This window comes from Bacillus sp. L75, assembly GCF_003676355.1.
Classification (GTDB): Bacteria; Bacillota; Bacilli; order Bacillales; family Bacillaceae; genus Bacillus; species Bacillus velezensis.
In genome coordinates this window covers 385,256-402,239 of the sequence record NZ_ML064904.1, presented here as the reverse complement: position 1 = coordinate 402,239, position 16,984 = coordinate 385,256, and the positions used below count along the sequence as shown (strand labels likewise).

Annotated in this window: 15 protein-coding genes; 11 read left to right on the top strand and 4 right to left on the bottom strand. The window is 47.8% G+C overall.

The genetic code is table 11. The annotated features are described in order from the left end of the window. Positions 1-249 precede the first annotated feature (249 nt). The 9 genes from D5S11_RS10720 (at position 250) to D5S11_RS10680 (ending at position 10,839) form a co-directional block, all read left to right on the top strand. Positions 250-1,602, top strand: a complete 1,353-nt coding sequence (locus tag D5S11_RS10720; RefSeq protein WP_102422641.1) for an aspartate aminotransferase family protein — start codon at positions 250-252, stop codon at positions 1,600-1,602. A 16-nt stretch (positions 1,603-1,618) separates the two neighbouring features. Beyond that, positions 1,619-2,194 carry a glycerol-3-phosphate responsive antiterminator gene (locus D5S11_RS10715; protein ID WP_007409286.1) on the top strand — a complete coding sequence of 192 codons (576 nt, stop codon included), beginning with the start codon at positions 1,619-1,621 and terminating at the stop codon, positions 2,192-2,194. Positions 2,195-2,366: 172 nt separating this feature from the next. Beyond that, positions 2,367-3,194: an MIP/aquaporin family protein gene (locus D5S11_RS10710; RefSeq protein ID WP_032866201.1), complete on the top strand. Its 828-nt coding sequence runs from the start codon at positions 2,367-2,369 to the stop codon at positions 3,192-3,194. Between the two features lie 16 nt (positions 3,195-3,210). Continuing rightward, positions 3,211-4,701, top strand: a complete 1,491-nt coding sequence (gene glpK, locus D5S11_RS10705; RefSeq protein WP_007409284.1) for a glycerol kinase GlpK — start codon at positions 3,211-3,213, stop codon at positions 4,699-4,701. Between the two features lie 138 nt (positions 4,702-4,839). Further along, the gene (gene glpD, locus D5S11_RS10700; protein WP_003155341.1) at positions 4,840-6,507 is read left to right on the top strand and encodes a glycerol-3-phosphate dehydrogenase; all 1,668 of its coding nucleotides are present in this window, start codon (positions 4,840-4,842) and stop codon (positions 6,505-6,507) included. Between the two features lie 139 nt (positions 6,508-6,646). After that, on the top strand, positions 6,647-8,389 hold the full coding sequence (locus D5S11_RS10695) for a phospho-sugar mutase (protein ID WP_007409283.1): 1,743 nt from the start codon (positions 6,647-6,649) through the stop codon (positions 8,387-8,389). Positions 8,390-8,534: 145 nt separating this feature from the next. Next, positions 8,535-9,671, top strand: a complete 1,137-nt coding sequence (locus tag D5S11_RS10690; RefSeq protein WP_007409282.1) for a GAF domain-containing sensor histidine kinase — start codon at positions 8,535-8,537, stop codon at positions 9,669-9,671. Further along, positions 9,671-10,318, top strand: coding sequence for a response regulator (locus D5S11_RS10685; RefSeq protein WP_007409281.1), 648 nt, complete (start codon positions 9,671-9,673; stop codon positions 10,316-10,318). Before D5S11_RS10690 ends, D5S11_RS10685 begins: the two co-directional genes overlap by 1 nt. Further along, the gene (locus D5S11_RS10680) at positions 10,315-10,839 is read left to right on the top strand and encodes an NADPH-dependent FMN reductase (protein ID WP_007409280.1); all 525 of its coding nucleotides are present in this window, start codon (positions 10,315-10,317) and stop codon (positions 10,837-10,839) included. The genes D5S11_RS10685 and D5S11_RS10680 overlap by 4 nt, the downstream gene beginning before the upstream one ends. A 14-nt stretch (positions 10,840-10,853) precedes the next feature. Here the strand turns inward: D5S11_RS10680 and D5S11_RS10675 are convergent, their stop codons facing one another. Next, entirely contained in the window at positions 10,854-11,096 is a 243-nt protein-coding gene (locus D5S11_RS10675) for a YhdB family protein (protein WP_003155335.1), read from the bottom strand. A gap of 190 nt (positions 11,097-11,286) precedes the next feature. Between D5S11_RS10675 and D5S11_RS10670 the strand changes: the two genes are divergently transcribed. Further along, positions 11,287-11,610, top strand: a complete 324-nt coding sequence (locus D5S11_RS10670; RefSeq protein ID WP_031378436.1) for a DUF3889 domain-containing protein — start codon at positions 11,287-11,289, stop codon at positions 11,608-11,610. A gap of 44 nt (positions 11,611-11,654) precedes the next feature. Here the strand turns inward: D5S11_RS10670 and lytF are convergent, their stop codons facing one another. From lytF to D5S11_RS10655, 3 genes are all read right to left on the bottom strand, one after another. After that, entirely contained in the window at positions 11,655-13,109 is a 1,455-nt protein-coding gene (gene lytF, locus D5S11_RS10665; RefSeq protein ID WP_061046933.1) for a peptidoglycan endopeptidase LytF, read from the bottom strand. Between the two features lie 179 nt (positions 13,110-13,288). Next, positions 13,289-13,723 (bottom strand): nitric oxide-sensing transcriptional repressor NsrR, encoded by a 435-nt coding sequence (nsrR, locus tag D5S11_RS10660; protein ID WP_007409277.1) that lies wholly within the window; start codon positions 13,721-13,723, stop codon positions 13,289-13,291. A 133-nt stretch (positions 13,724-13,856) separates the two neighbouring features. Next, positions 13,857-15,371, bottom strand: a complete 1,515-nt coding sequence (locus D5S11_RS10655) for a mechanosensitive ion channel (protein ID WP_108725078.1) — start codon at positions 15,369-15,371, stop codon at positions 13,857-13,859. A gap of 169 nt (positions 15,372-15,540) precedes the next feature. Here D5S11_RS10655 and D5S11_RS10650 point away from each other — a divergent pair, with 169 nt between their 5' ends. Further along, positions 15,541-16,947, top strand: coding sequence for a SpoVR family protein (locus D5S11_RS10650; protein WP_007409274.1), 1,407 nt, complete (start codon positions 15,541-15,543; stop codon positions 16,945-16,947). Positions 16,948-16,984 lie beyond the last annotated feature (37 nt).

The following is a 16,984-nucleotide window of genomic DNA, read 5'->3' as shown; positions in this document are numbered from 1 at the left end:
GTCTCAAAAACGGGGGGCAGTCCCTAAGGGGCGGGTTTTTTTATAAAAACACTTGCACCGGCCCCGGTTTCGGGATATGCTCTTGTAGCCCTTTCGCTTTCTGGGAGAAAGCGTTTTTTTAATTGCCGCCGCTTTATTGACTCGCCCATGCCGCGCCTTTATATTCTTATTAAGAGGAAAACTTCACCAAGAGAATCGGCGTCAGAAGCCGGGCAGCTTTCGATACAGTGCAATGATATTGAAAGGGAGATGAGCGGTGTGGAACATGTACAAAAAAATCAGTCACTCAAACAAAAGGATAAAGAGCTGATTTGGCACGCGATGAAAGGGGCGGAGCCGGATGACAGCATAATCGTCCAAAAAGGGGAAGGCGCCTGGGTTACGGACATTGACGGCAGACGGTATTTGGACGGCATGTCAGGCCTGTGGTGCGTCAATATCGGATACGGCAGAAAGGAACTTGCCGATGCGGCTTACAGCCAATTGAAGGAGCTTCCTTATTATCCGCTGACCCAAAGCCATCAACCCGCGATTGAGCTTGCGGAAAAATTGAATGAATGGCTCGGCGGCGATTATGTAATCTTCTTTTCCAACAGCGGATCGGAAGCAAATGAAACCGCGTTCAAAATTGCCCGCCAATACCACATTGAAAACGGCGATCACAGCCGCTTCAAATTCATCTCCCGGTACAGAGGCTATCACGGCAATACGATGGGGGCGCTCGCCGCTACCGGCCAGGCGCAGAGAAAATATAAATATGAGCCGCTCTCACAAGGTTTTTTGCACGCGGCGCCGCCTGATCTCTATCGGAATCCCGGCGATGCCGTCACATTGGAAAGCGCGCATGAAATCGACCGGATCATGACGTGGGAGTTAAGCGAAACGATTGCCGGCGTTATTATGGAACCGATTATTACAGGCGGAGGGATACTGATGCCCCCGGACGGGTATATGGCAAAGGTAGAGGACATTTGCCGCCGCCACGGCGCGCTTCTGATCAGTGATGAAGTTATTTGCGGTTTCGGCCGCACGGGAGAGCCGTTCGGATTTCAGCATTACGGCGTTTCACCGGACATCGTCACAATGGCAAAAGGCATTACGAGCGCTTATCTGCCGCTGTCGGCAACGGCAGTAAAACGGGAGATTTTTGAGGCGTATTCGGGCGGTGAGCCGTACGGCCGCTTCCGGCACGTGAATACATTCGGAGGCAATCCGGCAGCCTGCGCCCTGGCCTTGAAAAACCTGCAATTGATGGAGGACGAAAATCTGATCGCCCGCTCCCGGGAGCTTGGAGAAAGGCTGCTCCGTGAGCTTGAGCCGCTCAGAGAACATCCGGCGGTCGGAGATGTACGGGGCAAGGGCCTTCTTGCCGGCATTGAGCTCGTCAAGGACAAAATCACGAAGGAACCCGCTGATGCCGCCCTTGTGCAGCACGTCATCACCGCGTGCAGAGAAAAAGGCCTGCTTGTCGGGAAAAATGGCGATACTGTAGCGGGATATAATAATGTCATTCAGCTGTCTCCGCCTTTTTGCCTGTCGGACGAGGAGCTCTCTTTCATCATTTCGACCGTCAAGGAAAGCGTGCTGAGCATTGATTTTTAATGTAAAGGAGTAAAACATGAGTTTTCACAACCAGCAGATTCTACCGGCAATCCGGAACATGAAGCAATTCGATGCATTTTTAGAAAGTCCGTTCTTATACGGCGTCATTTTAGATATCCACCTCGGTCAATTAAAAGGTGTCGTGAATGAAGCGAAAAAACACGGAAAACTTCTGATGGTTCACGTCGATTTAATCCACGGCATTAAGCATGATGAATACGGTGCGGAGTTCATTTGCCAGGATATCCGGCCCGCGGGCATCATTTCGACGAGATCATCAGTCATCGTCAAAGCGAAACAAAAGAAAATATACGCGATCCAGCGTCTGTTTCTCTTGGATACGAGCGCCATGGAGAAAAGCATGGAATTCGTCGGAAAGCATAAGCCTGACTTTATCGAGGTTCTCCCGGGCATCGTTCCGACTTTAATCAGAGAAATTAAAGAAATGACGGGGATTCCGATTTTTGCCGGCGGCTTCATCCGCACGGAGCAGGACGTTGAAAACGCCTTGCAGGCAGGAGCCACGGCCGTGACGACTTCAGACACCGACCTATGGGCTAAATATGAACATTCTATGACAAAAAAAGATTGACACCGCTTACACCCATTGTTACAATAGACCTAGGTTAATACTATGTGATGGAGACCCGGAGACCCACAACAGCTCTTTACGGAAGCAATAAAGCGTAAAGCGGTTTGTTGTGGGTTTTTTATTCTCTATAACTCTGTCAAACCTGCTATTATGTCATTTAGGAGGAATGATGATGACAGCATTTTGGGGAGAAGTAATCGGTACAATGCTGCTTGTTATTTTCGGCGGCGGCGTTTGTGCGGGAGTCAATTTAAAGAAATCGCTTTCATACCAATCCGGATGGATTGTTATTGTATTCGGCTGGGGATTGGGAGTAGCCATGGCGGCATATGCCGTCGGCAGCATCAGCGGCGCCCACTTGAATCCGGCTTTAACGATAGGCCTTGCGCTTGAAGGCAGCTTTCCTTGGAAAGAGGTCCCTGTTTATATTGCAGGACAGATGATCGGAGCAATGATCGGTGCGGTTGTTGTGTACCTTCATTATCTGCCGCATTGGAAGGCGACGGATGATCCGGCCGCTAAACTGGGCGTTTTCTCGACCGGCCCGAGTATTCCTCATACATTTGGGAATATGATAAGTGAAGTCATTGGTACGTTTGTGCTTGTGCTCGGCATTTTGGCAATCGGAGCGAATGAATTTACAAAAGGGCTGAACCCGCTGATTGTCGGATTCCTCATCGTTGCCATCGGGATTTCTCTTGGAGGGACGACCGGATATGCGATCAACCCTGCGCGGGATTTGGGGCCGAGAATCGCTCACGCCTTTTTGCCGATTCCGAAAAAAGGGCCGTCAAATTGGAAATATGCCTGGATTCCCGTAGTCGGTCCGATCATGGGCGGTGCGTTCGGCGGCGTATTTTACAATGCCGCGTTTAAAGGAAATGTGACACCTAGCTTTTGGTTTGTAAGCGTTATAATGGTTATCGTGCTTTTCATACTTTATCTTTATACCAAGAAATCTCAATCACGGAAAACATTATCAAATTCTGAATATATTTAAAAAGGAGAGCGGCATCATGGAGACCTATATTTTATCAATTGACCAAGGCACAACAAGTTCAAGAGCGATTCTTTTTAATAAAGAAGGAAAAATCGTGCATTCCGCTCAAAAGGAATTCACACAGCATTTCCCTCAGCCGGGCTGGGTGGAGCACAATGCGAACGAAATCTGGGGATCGGTGCTCGCCGTTATCGCGACTGTGATCTCCGAGTCCGGAATCAGCGCTGATCAAATTGCCGGCATCGGCATCACGAACCAAAGGGAAACGACGGTCGTATGGGATAAAGATACCGGAAAGCCGGTATACAATGCGATTGTGTGGCAATCGAGACAAACATCCGGCATTTGCGAAGAGCTTCGTGAAAAAGGATATAATGATACATTCAGAGAAAAAACGGGACTTTTGATTGACCCTTATTTCTCAGGAACGAAAGTCAAATGGATTCTTGACAATGTAGAAGGCGCGCGGGAAAAAGCGGAAAACGGAAGTCTTCTGTTCGGAACGATTGATTCATGGCTCATCTGGAAAATGTCCGGAGGGGCGGCGCACGTAACGGATTATTCCAACGCTTCAAGAACGCTGATGTTTAATATACATGAATTAAAATGGGATGACGAGCTGCTTGATATTTTAGGCGTGCCGAAATCAATGCTGCCGGAAGTGAAACCGTCTTCTCATGTGTACGCGAAAACGGTTGATTATCATTTCTTCGGTAAAAACATTCCGATTGCGGGAGCGGCCGGAGACCAGCAGTCTGCGCTGTTCGGTCAGGCGTGCTTTGAAGAAGGCATGGGGAAAAACACATACGGCACAGGCTGCTTTATGCTGATGAATACCGGAGAAAAAGCCATCACTTCTGATCACGGCCTTCTGACGACAATCGCCTGGGGATTAGACGGAAAAGTCGAGTATGCACTGGAAGGAAGCATCTTTGTCGCAGGTTCTGCCATCCAATGGCTGAGAGACGGCATGCGGATGTTCCAAGATTCAAAAGAAAGCGAGACATACGCAGAGCGTGTGGATTCCGCTGACGGTGTTTATGTCGTGCCCGCTTTCGTCGGATTAGGCACACCGTACTGGGACAGTGACGTGCGCGGCTCAGTTTTCGGCCTGACACGCGGAACGACGAAGGAGCATTTTATCCGGGCTACGCTTGAATCTCTCGCTTATCAGGCGAAAGATGTGCTTGATGCCATGGAGGCTGATTCAGGCATCTCTTTAAAAACATTGCGTGTAGACGGCGGAGCGGTAAAAAATAACTTCCTCATGCAGTTCCAAAGCGACTTGCTTGATGTGCCGGTCGAACGTCCGGAAATTAATGAAACGACGGCGCTCGGTGCTGCGTATTTGGCCGGAATCGCTGTCGGCTACTGGAAGGACAGCACTGAAATCGCTGATCAATGGAACCTTGATAAGCAATTCAAACCGGAAATGGAAGATGAAAAACGCGATGAATTGTACGGCGGATGGAAAAAAGCAGTAAATGCAGCTATGGCTTTTAAATAAGATAAAAATGTGGTATACTGAAAACAAGTTAATAGGAACGGTCCTGAGATGAGGAGAGACCACAGCACCAAAGTGATGACATGCGCTTTGGCTGTTGTGGTCTCTTTTTCTATACCGTGACAACAAGGAGGAAACGTAATGATGAATCACCAATTTTCAAGTTTGGAACGGGATCATATGCTGGAAGACATGACTAAAAAAACATACGATCTGTTTATTATAGGCGGAGGTATTACGGGTGCCGGTACGGCGCTTGACGCTGCTTCAAGGGGAATGAAAGTCGCTTTGAGCGAAATGCAGGATTTTGCGGCCGGCACATCAAGCCGATCCACAAAGCTTGTCCACGGCGGTTTGCGTTATCTGAAGCAATTTGAAGTCAAAATGGTTGCAGAAGTCGGTAAGGAACGTGCCATCGTGTACGAAAACGGCCCGCACGTCACGACGCCGGAATGGATGCTGCTGCCGTTTCATAAAGGCGGCACGTTCGGTTCATTCTCTACTTCCATCGGCCTGCGTGTGTATGACTATTTAGCGGGAGTAAAAAAATCAGAGCGCAGAAGCATGCTGTCTGCTAAAGAAACGCTGCAAAAAGAGCCGCTCGTCAAAAAAGACGGCTTAAAAGGCGGAGGCTATTATGTAGAGTACCGGACGGACGATGCGAGACTGACGATTGAAGTCATGAAAGAAGCCGTTAAATTCGGTGCGGAGCCTGTCAACTATTCTAAAGTGAAAGAACTGCTTTATGAAAAAGGAAAAGTTGTCGGCGTTTTAATTGAAGATCTGCTGTCAGGCAAGGAATACAAAGTTTACGCCAAAAAAATCGTCAATGCGACAGGTCCGTGGGTCGACGAGCTGAGAGAAAAAGACCACAGCAAAAGCGGAAAACATCTTCAGCACACAAAAGGGGTCCATCTCGTATTCGACCAATCCGTATTCCCGCTTAAACAGGCGGTGTACTTTGATACGCCGGACGGCCGGATGGTGTTCGCCATTCCGCGTGAAGGAAAAACATACGTGGGTACGACCGATACGGTTTACAAACAAAAACTTGAGCACCCGCGGATGACGGTGCAGGATCGCGATTATGTCGTCAGCTCCATCAATTATATGTTCCCGGAACTGAACATTACGGCGGACGATATTGAATCAAGCTGGGCCGGCCTCAGACCGCTTATTCACGAAGAAGGGAAAGACCCGTCTGAGATCTCCCGTAAAGATGAAATCTGGACATCTCAATCAGGCCTGATTACGATCGCCGGAGGAAAACTGACGGGCTACCGTAAAATGGCTGAGCACATTGTCGATCTTGTCCGCGACCGCTTGAAAGAAGAGGGCGGCCAGGACTTCGGCGGCTGCAAGACGAAGACGATGCCGATTTCCGGCGGACATGTCGGCGGCTCTAAAAACTTCGAGTCATTTGTGGAAGCAAAGACAAAAGACGGCTTGAAAATCGGTTTATCACAGGAAACCGCTAAGCAGTTAGCCATCAGATACGGCTCTAACGTTGAAAATGTATTCAGCCGGATTGAAGGTCTGAAAGACGAAGCGGAAAAACGCCAGATTCCGGTTCACATTCTGGCGGAAGCGGCTTACAGCATCGAAGAAGAAATGGCTGCGACACCTGCCGATTTCTTCGTCCGCAGAACGGGAAGACTGTTCTTCGACATCAAATGGGTGCAAACGTATAAAACAGCCGTGATTGATTACATGAGCGACCGATTCCAATGGAATGACGAAACGAAAGAAAAACACACTGAGTGGTTAAATACGCTGCTGCACGACGCGGTTGTTCCGCTCGAACAATAATAACCGGAGGGCTGTGCCGAAAAGGCATGAGCCCTTCTTTTATCTTTTTACATAAAGCATTTGGTTAAGTTATCAAGTGACACGGGCAGCCGCTTCATATTAAAATATGGTCATAAGCTGAAATTATAGGAGGACGAACATGAGTTGGAGTAAGAGTTACGAACGCTGGAATCAGGCCGAACAATTAGATTCAGAATTGAAAAAATTATTGGCGGACGCAGAAGGAAACGAGCAGCTGCTGGAAGATTTTTTCTACAAAAATCTTGAGTTCGGAACAGGAGGCATGAGAGGAGAAATCGGGCCGGGTACGAACAGGATGAATATTTACACGGTCCGCAAAGCATCCGCCGGACTTGCGGCGTATATCGCGAAACAGGGGGAAGACGCGAAAAAAAGAGGGGTTGCGATCGCATACGACTCCCGTCATAAATCTCCTGAGTTTGCGATGGAGGCTGCAAAAACCCTTGCTTCCCAAGGCATTCAAACATACGTATTTGATGAGCTCCGCCCGACGCCTGAGCTGTCTTTTGCGGTGAGAAAGCTGAACGCTTATGCCGGTATCGTCGTGACGGCCAGCCATAACCCGCCTGAATATAACGGATATAAAGTGTATGGCGATGACGGCGCACAGCTGCCGCCGAAAGAAGCGGACATCGTCATTGCGGAAGTGAATGCCATAGAAAATGAATTAACGATTCAAGTTGAAGATGAACAGTCGCTGAAAGAAAAAGGTTTGATTAAAATAATCGGTGAAGAAATTGATAAACCATATACTGAAGAACTGACTTCCATCTCCGTACATCCCGAGCTTTCGGATGAAGTGGATGTCAGCGTCGTGTTCACTCCGCTGCACGGCACGGCAAATAAACCGGTGCGCCGCGGTCTTGAAGCACTCGGTTACAAAAACGTCACCGTCGTGAAGGAGCAAGAGCTGCCGGACCCGGATTTTTCAACCGTCAAATCGCCGAATCCGGAAGAGCACGCGGCATTCGAATATGCCATTAAACTCGGAGAAGAACAAAACGCTGATATTCTCGTCGCTACGGACCCGGATGCCGACCGTCTCGGCATTGCGGTAAAAAACAGCGAAGGCAAGTACACAGTGCTGACGGGAAACCAGACAGGCGCGCTTTTATTGCATTACCTGCTTTCCGAGAAGAAAAAACAGGGCGCCCTTCCTGAAAACGGTGTCGTCATGAAAACGATTGTCACGAGCGAATTGGGCCGCGCCGTCGCTTCATCGTTCGGATTAGATACGGTTGACACACTGACAGGCTTCAAATTTATCGGTGAAAAGATCAAAGAATATGAAAAATCAGGCCAATACACGTTCCAGTTCGGGTATGAAGAAAGCTACGGCTACTTAATCGGCGATTTCGCGCGTGACAAAGACGCGATCCAGGCTGCGCTGTTAGCCGTCGAGGTATGCGCCTTTTATAAAAAGCAGGGCATGTCGCTTTATGACGCGCTGCTGTCCATTTTTAAAGAATACGGTTATTACCGTGAAGGCTTGAAGTCATTGACGTTAAAAGGAAAACAGGGAGCAGAGCAGATTTCCGCTATCCTGACTTCCTTCCGAAACGATCCGCCGAAGCAGATGGCCGGAAAACAAATCACGCAGGCTGAAGACTATTCAACGGGAAAACGGACTGTATTTGCCGATCATCATGAAGAAGATATTGATCTGCCGAAGTCAAATGTCCTGAAATATTTCCTTGAAGACGGCTCTTGGTTCTGCCTTCGTCCATCCGGAACGGAGCCGAAAGTGAAGTTCTATTTCGCCGTGAAGGGAACTTCTTTACAAGACAGCGAACAGCGTCTTGCCGCATTATCTGAAGCTGTCATGAAAACGGTGGATGGCATAGTGGAAAAAACGAAATAAACAACAAACCGCCGGAAGCGACATCCGGCGGTTTTTTTATACGCCTCATCCGAAAGTATGAGGAAAATTCATGCTGAAAACAAAGGAATATACAGAAAAGAATTGATATAATATGGATAATTCTGATTGGCCGGAGTGAGGGAAATTGACGAAAACGACGGTAGAAACGTTAAAAACGTTAAAAGCGATTGCGGAAACCTTAAACCAAAGCCACGATTTAAAGGAAGCGCTTGATAAAGTGCTTCGCGAACTGCTCAGCCTGACCGGGCTGCAGACAGGGTGGATTTTTCTGATTGAGCCGGACGGATCTTATACGCTCGCCGCATCCGCTTATTTACCGCCGGCTCTCGGTCAGCGGGAAAATGCACTCATGTGCAGCGGGGAATGCTATTGTCTGACCAAATTCAGCAATGGCGGATTGACAAAGGCCGTAAACATAATGAATTGTAAACGGATTGAATTTGCGGAACAGACGACGAACTGCCGCGATACGGAGGGCATTACCCATCATGCGACCGTACCGCTTGAGGACGGCGGCCGGAAGTTCGGTTTATTAAACGTCGCCGCAAGCGAAAAGACATTTTTCAACGAAGAAGAACTGCATCTGCTTGAAGCGGTTGCATTTCAAATCGGAACGGCGATTCAGCGGATGAAATTGGCCGAATTTGAGCAGCAGAACGCCCTGTTGATGGAACGAAGCAGACTTGCGCAAGAGCTGCATGATTCCGTCAATCAGATGCTGTTTTCTGTCAGCTTAACGGCAAAAGCCGCAAAGAGCTTTACAGATGATGATCGGCTCCGGCAGATGATTACGTTTATTCAAGAGCTGTCTCAGGATGCGCTAACAGAAATGAGGGCGCTTATTTGGCAGCTGAAGCCGGAAAGTTTGACGAAAGGGCTGTATGCGTCGATCAAAAGCTATGCCGCTCTTATCGGCCTGGAAGCCGTTTGTGAAATGGAGGATGAGCTGGAGCTTACGGATGAACAGGAACACGCGCTTTGGCGGATCGCCCAGGAAGCCTTGAATAACTGTAAAAAGCATGCGGGAACGGACCGGGTTATCATTTCCGCCGTTAAAAAGTCGGATTGCGCGGAGCTTCATATTAGCGACCGTGGAGCGGGCTTCAGCGCAGATACGCATACGGGGCTGCCGTCGCTCGGCGTGACCGGCATGAAAGCGCGCGCCGAAGCAATCGGAGGCCGCTTTACATTGCAATCCGAGCTTGGCGCCGGAACGATTGTCTCCGTTCGGCTTCCGTTTCGGGACAGGAGGTCTGATTGATGAAAATTGTGATTGCTGATGATCATCACGTTGTCCGCAAAGGACTGCGCTATTTCTTCGCCACTCAGGAAGACATTGAAGTTGTCGGTGAGGCGTCCACCGGTGCTGAAGCGCTTCAGCAAGCTGAAAAGACGGAGCCGGACATCATTCTGATGGATTTATCAATGCCTGATATGGACGGCATAGAAGCGGCAAAAATTGTGGCTGAACGATTTCCGGACATCAGTATCGTCGTTTTGACGAGCTATTCTGATCAGGAGCATGTCATTCCCGCCCTTAAAGCCGGCGCAAAAGCGTATCAGCTGAAAGACGCCCAGCCCGATGATTTAGTGAAAACGCTCTGGGAAGTGTATTCCGGACGTTACCGGCTGTCGGCGGATATTGTGCCTCACGTGCTGACCCATATGGTTCAGGATGATCAGGATAAGGAAAAATATGATCAGCTCACCCCACGTGAAAAAGATGTTCTTCAAGAAATAGCCAAAGGGAAAAGCAATAAGGAAATTGCGGCGGCACTGTTTATTTCAGAAAAAACAGTGAAAACCCACGTGTCCAACCTGCTGTCAAAGCTGAATCTTTCCGATCGGACGCAGGCGGCATTGTATGCGGTAAAATATAATGTTTTTGGAAAGGCGGTAAAATCATGAGCATATTAGTGATCAGCGGCACACCGAGAAAAAACGGGCGGACTAGAATTGCCGCTTCTTATATAAGAGATCGGTTTCATACCGATTTTATTGATTTGAGCGAAAGTGATCTACCGCTTTATAACGGTGAAGAAGAACAGAACGAGCTGCCTTCAGTGCAAGAGTTAAGGCGGCAGGTGAAAAAGTCGGCGGCCGTCGTCTTATTATCTCCCGAGTATCACAGCGGCATGAGCGGCGCTTTAAAAAACGCCATTGATTTTTTAAGCAGCGATCACTGGGCATACAAACCGGTGGCAATCATGGCCGCGGCGGGCGGAGGAAAAGGAGGCATGAACGCGCTGGCGAATATGCGGACGGTCATGCGGGGCGTCTATGCAAATGTCATCCCGAAACAGCTGGTCTTAGACCCGATTCACATCGACATGGAGCGCCGGACCGTATCTGAGGATATGGCTGTCAGCCTGAAAGAGATGATCGAAGAGCTGAATATGTTCACAAACATAAGAAATCCCGGCGTCTGACGCCGGGATTGTTTTTATGTCAGCATGGCTAATTGATCTTCATAAGCGAGCTCTGTCGCATGATCAATATACCCGAGAAGAGAATACAGCTCTTTTTCAAGCACCGCATGATCATATTCGAAATGATACGCGTGCAGAAAGTGCTCAATACGCTTTGATAATAAATCATCTTTTGTACGAACCATCAATATTAACAAATTGTCCCATTGAGACCGGTGTGTGTAATACAAGGCTTTGTCATAATCGGCATGATCCATCTAACGCTTCTCCTTTCAATGAGAAGTTCTCCGTTAGTTTATGCCGTCGAAGCCCGATGCAACGGGGGAAAAGTTGGTGGCCTTATCACAGCGGCATAGCAATATGAGGGAGACATAAAATAAAACCGCATATCCGTCTCTTCTTTGGACACGCTAAGATTGACAAAAAACGACTCAGGAGAACATAAAGATGAAATCCCTTCCATTTGTGCTTGCCCTCTTGTTTTGCGGCATTCTCATTGCCTCGATCGCTGAAAAAGGGCATACAGAACACCTTGATCCGTCAGTTGAAAAATGGGAGCAGCTCGCATGGAACCAGCTTGAACGTGAATACAAGGGGGCCGAGCTTACCGATTATTCGTACATGGGCCGTACAAAAGTGAACCGGGAACAGACGAAAGATGTGTTTCGCGTAACGGTGCAAACAGCAAAAGAAACGTTTTCATCCCGTGCTGAAGTGTATTTCCATCCCGTAACAAAACACGTGATCAGCATTAATATTTTCAGACTGTAAAAAAAGCTGCACAGCCTTATTGAGGCCGTACAGCTTGTCAGATATCAGAAGAAACGTTTTGCGCCGAGGTAACGCTGTTTCCAATAGGAATTGTTCATGCTGGAAATAACGACACCCGAATCGTTGGCATTAATAAACTGGCCGTTCCCGAGATAAATACCGACGTGGGAAGGTCCGGCTTTATAAGTTGAGAAAAAGACAAAGTCACCGACCGCCGGCTGGCTGACTGATGTCATCGTATTCCAGTAGCCTGCGGCTGAAAGTCTGGATACAGAAGTGACCTTATTGAGAACGTAATAAATGAAACCGCTGCAGTCAAAGCCTCTCGGCGTCGTCCCGCCCCATACATACGGTACGCCCAGCTGAGCTTTTGCGGCATCGATCATTACATTAATCTTCGCGCTTGTTGAACCTGTGCCGCCTGTGTTGCCGGACTGATTCGGAGTCGTGTTTGTCTGCTGCCCGGTAATCGTCAGCTTTTGTCCGATTTGAAGAACATCTGTTTTCAGATTGTTTTTCTCGCGGATCTGCTGGGCGGTCACATTGAACTTTTGGGCGATCACCCATAAAGAATCCCCGCTTTTCACGGTATATGTAGTGGTTTTCCCTGTATTTCCGGACTGGTTCGGAGTTGACGGTGAAGTCGAAGAGCCGGAAGATGACGTTTTGGTCAGCTTAAGCACTTGTCCGACCCGCAGCATGTCTGACGTCAGTTTGTTGATGCTTCTGATTTGCTGAACCGTCATATTGTATGCGTTTGCGATTTTCCAGAGTGAGTCTCCGCTTTTTACTGTATAGGAGGACGTTTGCGTCTGGTTTTTATTTTGGTTTGAATTGTCCTTTGACGGCGTGTTTCCCGAAGAAGACGTTCCTTTTGTTTTCAGGACTTGGTTTACGTAGATCGTATCCGTTTTTAAGTTGTTTAATACTTTGAGTTCCGCAATGGTCATATTGACGCTGTTTGCGATCTTCCATAGTGAATCGCCGAGTTTGACTTTATACGTCCCGGAAGATGATGACTGCTTTTTGCTGCTGTTTGAGCTGCTGCCCGGCGTGGTTTTTTTCTGATCGGTGCTTGAGGAAACTTTCCCCGTCACTTGCAGCTTCTGTCCCGCGCGGATTAAGTCGCTTGTCAGACCGTTCAATTTTTTCAGTTCCTGTACGGACATTTTAAAATCAGATGCGATCAGCCACAGCGAGTCGCCGCTTTTCACTGTATAAACGCTTTTAGTCGTGCCGCTGTTCTTTGAAGATGGATTTTTGCTGCCGGCATCTGATTTGCCGTTAGGAATGTTGAGCGTCTGCCCGATAGAAAGAACGGTGGATTTTAGATGATTGGCTGATGTAATGGCATCCACGCTCGTATTGTAGTTTTGGGCAAGCTTCCATAATGAATCTCCGCTTTTAACCTTAATCGTTTGTGCTTCTGCCGGTGTTACAGCTAACGCAGACCCGACGATCGCAGATGCAGTCAAACCGACCGCTACCTTTTTTCTCATAATGAATCTCCCTTTTCCTGCGATGATTTTACTATCCCCATTCGTTGCAGCCGCAAGGTGAGGATATCAGTAATGATAATCTTTATATCGGCACTTGTCTGCAATCGTTTATCATATTAATAGAAATAGTCCTTTTTTCTTATGCCGGCATAAAAAAAAGAAGGAATGCGGACATTCCTTCAGCTTCTGAGCAGTCTCATAATCTCCTCTTTGTTTTTGACCAGATCCCTTAACGTATATTTGTCTAAAACGGCCAGGTAAGCTTGCAGGGCTTCATTCAGAAGGTTCTTTAAGTTGCAGGCGGGAGATATGATACAGAGATTTTTTTGGGAGTCAAAGCATTCTACGATGTTAAAGTCGTCTTCTGTATTTCGAACGACTTCTCCAATGTTTATGTCTTCCGGTGTCATTCCTAAACGGATTCCGCCTCCTCGGCCCCGGATCGTTTCGACATACCCGAGCTGGCCGAGGCGGTAAATGACTTTCATGAGGTGGTTTTTAGAGATGGAATAAGTATCTGCGATTTCTTTTATGTTGGAAAGTTCGTCGGAATGTCTGGAAGCCAAAAAAATCAAAACGCGTAAAGAATAATCGGTATAGTTCGTTAATTTCATAGAATGACCTCGAAAAAAGAGATTTTGCTTCTGTTACAGTCTATCATATATGAATCTAAAATGAAAAAAAAGGAATTTGCCCCCTTAACTCAAAAAAAAAACGTGCGCTCCTTCTGAGCGCACGTTTTTTTCGTTAAGACATCGGCGGCTTCCGATCGTCAGCCGATTGATGTTTTTCAATTTTGCGATCCAATTTTGCGAGATAACGGGAGGCGAAATCTTTTCCGCCAAGACCGAATGAAAGTCCGAAGGCAAGCGCGAAACCGCCCAGAATCAGAATAAACGCGGCATTTACGATCGTGTCGGCGACACCGAGCTGATCCAGCGCCATAAAGATTGAAAGAGTGATAATGGTATATTTCGCAAGCGGCGCCAGGAATCTGAATTCCTTTCCGCTCAGCATACCGGCAAGCAGTCTGCTGACGAGCTGTCCGGCCAAAAGTCCGATTCCGAGAATAAATACAGCGGCCAGAACATTAGGCAGGTAAGCGATAATACCTGTTGCGATAACGACGAGAAATTCGAGATGAACAAGCTGCAGCGCCTCTGCCGTAAACAGCAGGACGATGATAATCTGAACAATCATGCCGACCGTCTGAGAAAGCGTCAGCTTCGGGGTACCCGTCTGTTCAAAGCCCATTTTACCGAGAAGAGAGTCGAAACCGGCCCGGTGCAAGAGCCCGGATACAATGCTGTTGACCCATTTTCCGATCCAGATGCCGGCGATGATCAGCACGATACCGATAATGATATTAGGGAGCATTGTGAAGACCGTGTGCAGCATGGCTGACGCCGGTTCAGAAATACCCGCCACATCAAGCCGGTCAAGCGCAGAAATGATCACCGGAATGAAAATCAGCACGTAGACAATCGTTCCGATGATTGCCGACAGGCTTGTATCCTTCAGGTATATAGAAAGCCCCATACGTGCGGCGAGCCTTTCCGTGCCGATACTCGCCAGAAAGTTTGTGACGATATCACGGACGAGACGGGCAACAAGCCAGCCGATTAAAACAATCAGCGCCGCGGCGAATAATTTCGGTATAAAGGACAAAACGCTTTGGATCATATTTGTAAACGGCCCTGATACTCCGCTGATTTGGAGAGCGGCCAAGACGCCGGGCAGGAACAAGAGCAAGACGAAGTAAAAAACGATTCGTGAAGCGGCCGTAACGGATCTGCTCATCTCCGCTTCTTCAGACACCATTGTCCATTTTCTGAACCGGCCGTTTTCAGCGAGTTTCATGCCCGCTTTTTTGACGAGATAGCTGAAAAGCGAAGCGGCTGCCCAGCCCAACAGCAGAATCAGGCCGGCTTTTAAAATGCTCGGCACAGCCGCCGTTATCGCTGACAGCATGCTGACAAAAGGCGAAGCCACGGTTGTCAGATGCAGAATGTTAAAGAATAGAATAAAAACGATGATTAATGCGATAAAATAAATGACTTTACTGATGACTTTTTCTGAGGAATAGCGCGCCGGCTTTTTTTCGGCGAACAGCCTGTCGTCGATTTTTGTTTTTTGCAGGCCTTTGTATACGGCTTTTTCAATGATTTTGGCAATGCCCCAGCCGATAAGCAGGACGAGCAGTGCGATGATCAGATTCGGGAGTTTGCTGAGATACGTCGTAAGCATGTCTGCTGTATTCAAGTAGAATCGCTCCTTTTCTTTTTGGAGTATGGTGTGTGTTTTACCCACTTACATATAAAGCAAACGGGGCGGATGTGCCGAAAGTTTTCAGACGGAAACCGGTCTGTTATTTCATCTTTTGAGAGGAGGGGTCATACATTATAAATAAGTCCAAGTAGGGGGGATTCGGTTGAACGCGGAGGAGACAAAAGGTTTACAGCGGGCAATTGAGGAAATAACCGACATTGCGAAGGGTTTCGGCCTTGATTTCTACCCGATGAGATATGAAATTTGTCCGGCTGAGATTATTTATACATTCGGCGCGTACGGCATGCCGACGAGATTCAGCCATTGGAGTTTCGGCAAACAATTTCACAAGATGAAACTCCATTATGATCTCGGTTTGAGCAAAATTTATGAACTTGTCATTAATTCCAACCCTTGCTACGCTTTTTTGCTGGACAGCAATTCGCTGATCCAAAATAAATTAATTGTAGCCCATGTTCTTGCCCATTGTGATTTTTTCAAACATAACTGCCGCTTTCAAAATACGAACCGGGACATGGTTGAGAGTATGGCGGCTGCGGCGGAGCGGATTAAGCATTATGAAAGAATTCACGGGATAAAAGAGGTGGAGTCCTTTTTAGATGCCATTCTGGCGGTTCAGGAGCATATCGATCCGTCGCTCGTCAGGCCGAAGCTGCTGTGGAGCGTCGATGACGAAGAGGAGGACGAAGAAGAAACCGCGCCATCGCCTTACGATGATTTATGGGGAATGGATAAGCCGAAGCAGGTGAAAAAGAAAAAAGGGAAAAAACCGTTTCCGCCCCGGCCGGAAAAAGATATTCTGCTGTTTATCGAAGAACATTCGCGGGAGCTTGAACCGTGGCAGCGTGACATTTTAACCATGATGAGAGAAGAAATGCTGTATTTCTGGCCGCAGCTGGAAACGAAAATCATGAACGAAGGCTGGGCATCCTATTGGCATCAGCGGATTATCCGCGAGCTTGACCTGACTTCAGATGAAGCCATCGAATTTGCGAAGCTGAACGCAGGCGTCGTTCAGCCGTCAAAAACGGGAATCAACCCGTATTATTTAGGGCTGAAAATTTTTGAAGACATCGAAGAGCGTTATGACAACCCGACAGATGAAATGAAAAAAACAGGGGTAAAGCCCGGTTCCGGACGCGAGAAAATGTTTGAGGTCAGGGAAATTGAATCGGATATATCATTTATCCGCAATTATTTGACGAAAGATCTCGTGATGCGTGAGGATTTGTATTTATTCCAAAAGCAGGGCAGGGACTATAAAGTGATCGACAAAGAATGGAAGGCCGTGCGCGATCAGCTCGTGAACATGCGGGTCAACGGGGGATTTCCTTATCTGACCGTCAATGACGGGGATTACCTGAAGAATAATGAGCTTTATATTAAACATTGGTATGAGGGAATTGAGCTTGATCTGAAATATTTGGAGAAAGTGCTGCCGTATCTGTACCAGCTGTGGGGCAGGAGCGTGCACATCGAATCTGTTCTTGAAGACAGAGAAGTGATGTTTTCGTATGACGGCAAAGGAGTGCACCGGAGATATCTGTAAAAGAAGAAAGGATGCGGGGAAACCCCCGCATCCTTTT

Excerpts from the sequence above, each read along its gene's own strand:
- D5S11_RS10720 (WP_102422641.1), top strand. The coding sequence starts at position 250 with ATGAGCGGTGTGGAACATGTACAAAAAAATCAGTCACTCAAACAAAAG.
- D5S11_RS10715 (WP_007409286.1), top strand. The coding sequence starts at position 1,619 with ATGAGTTTTCACAACCAGCAGATTCTACCGGCAATCCGGAACATGAAG.
- D5S11_RS10710 (WP_032866201.1), top strand. The coding sequence starts at position 2,367 with ATGACAGCATTTTGGGGAGAAGTAATCGGTACAATGCTGCTTGTTATT.
- glpK (WP_007409284.1), top strand. The coding sequence starts at position 3,211 with ATGGAGACCTATATTTTATCAATTGACCAAGGCACAACAAGTTCAAGA.
- glpD (WP_003155341.1), top strand. The coding sequence starts at position 4,840 with ATGATGAATCACCAATTTTCAAGTTTGGAACGGGATCATATGCTGGAA.
- D5S11_RS10695 (WP_007409283.1), top strand. The coding sequence starts at position 6,647 with ATGAGTTGGAGTAAGAGTTACGAACGCTGGAATCAGGCCGAACAATTA.
- D5S11_RS10685 (WP_007409281.1), top strand. The coding sequence starts at position 9,671 with ATGAAAATTGTGATTGCTGATGATCATCACGTTGTCCGCAAAGGACTG.
- D5S11_RS10680 (WP_007409280.1), top strand. The coding sequence starts at position 10,315 with ATGAGCATATTAGTGATCAGCGGCACACCGAGAAAAAACGGGCGGACT.
- D5S11_RS10675 (WP_003155335.1), bottom strand. The coding sequence starts at position 11,096 with ATGGATCATGCCGATTATGACAAAGCCTTGTATTACACACACCGGTCT.
- D5S11_RS10670 (WP_031378436.1), top strand. The coding sequence starts at position 11,287 with ATGAAATCCCTTCCATTTGTGCTTGCCCTCTTGTTTTGCGGCATTCTC.
- lytF (WP_061046933.1), bottom strand. The coding sequence starts at position 13,109 with ATGAGAAAAAAGGTAGCGGTCGGTTTGACTGCATCTGCGATCGTCGGG.
- nsrR (WP_007409277.1), bottom strand. The coding sequence starts at position 13,723 with ATGAAATTAACGAACTATACCGATTATTCTTTACGCGTTTTGATTTTT.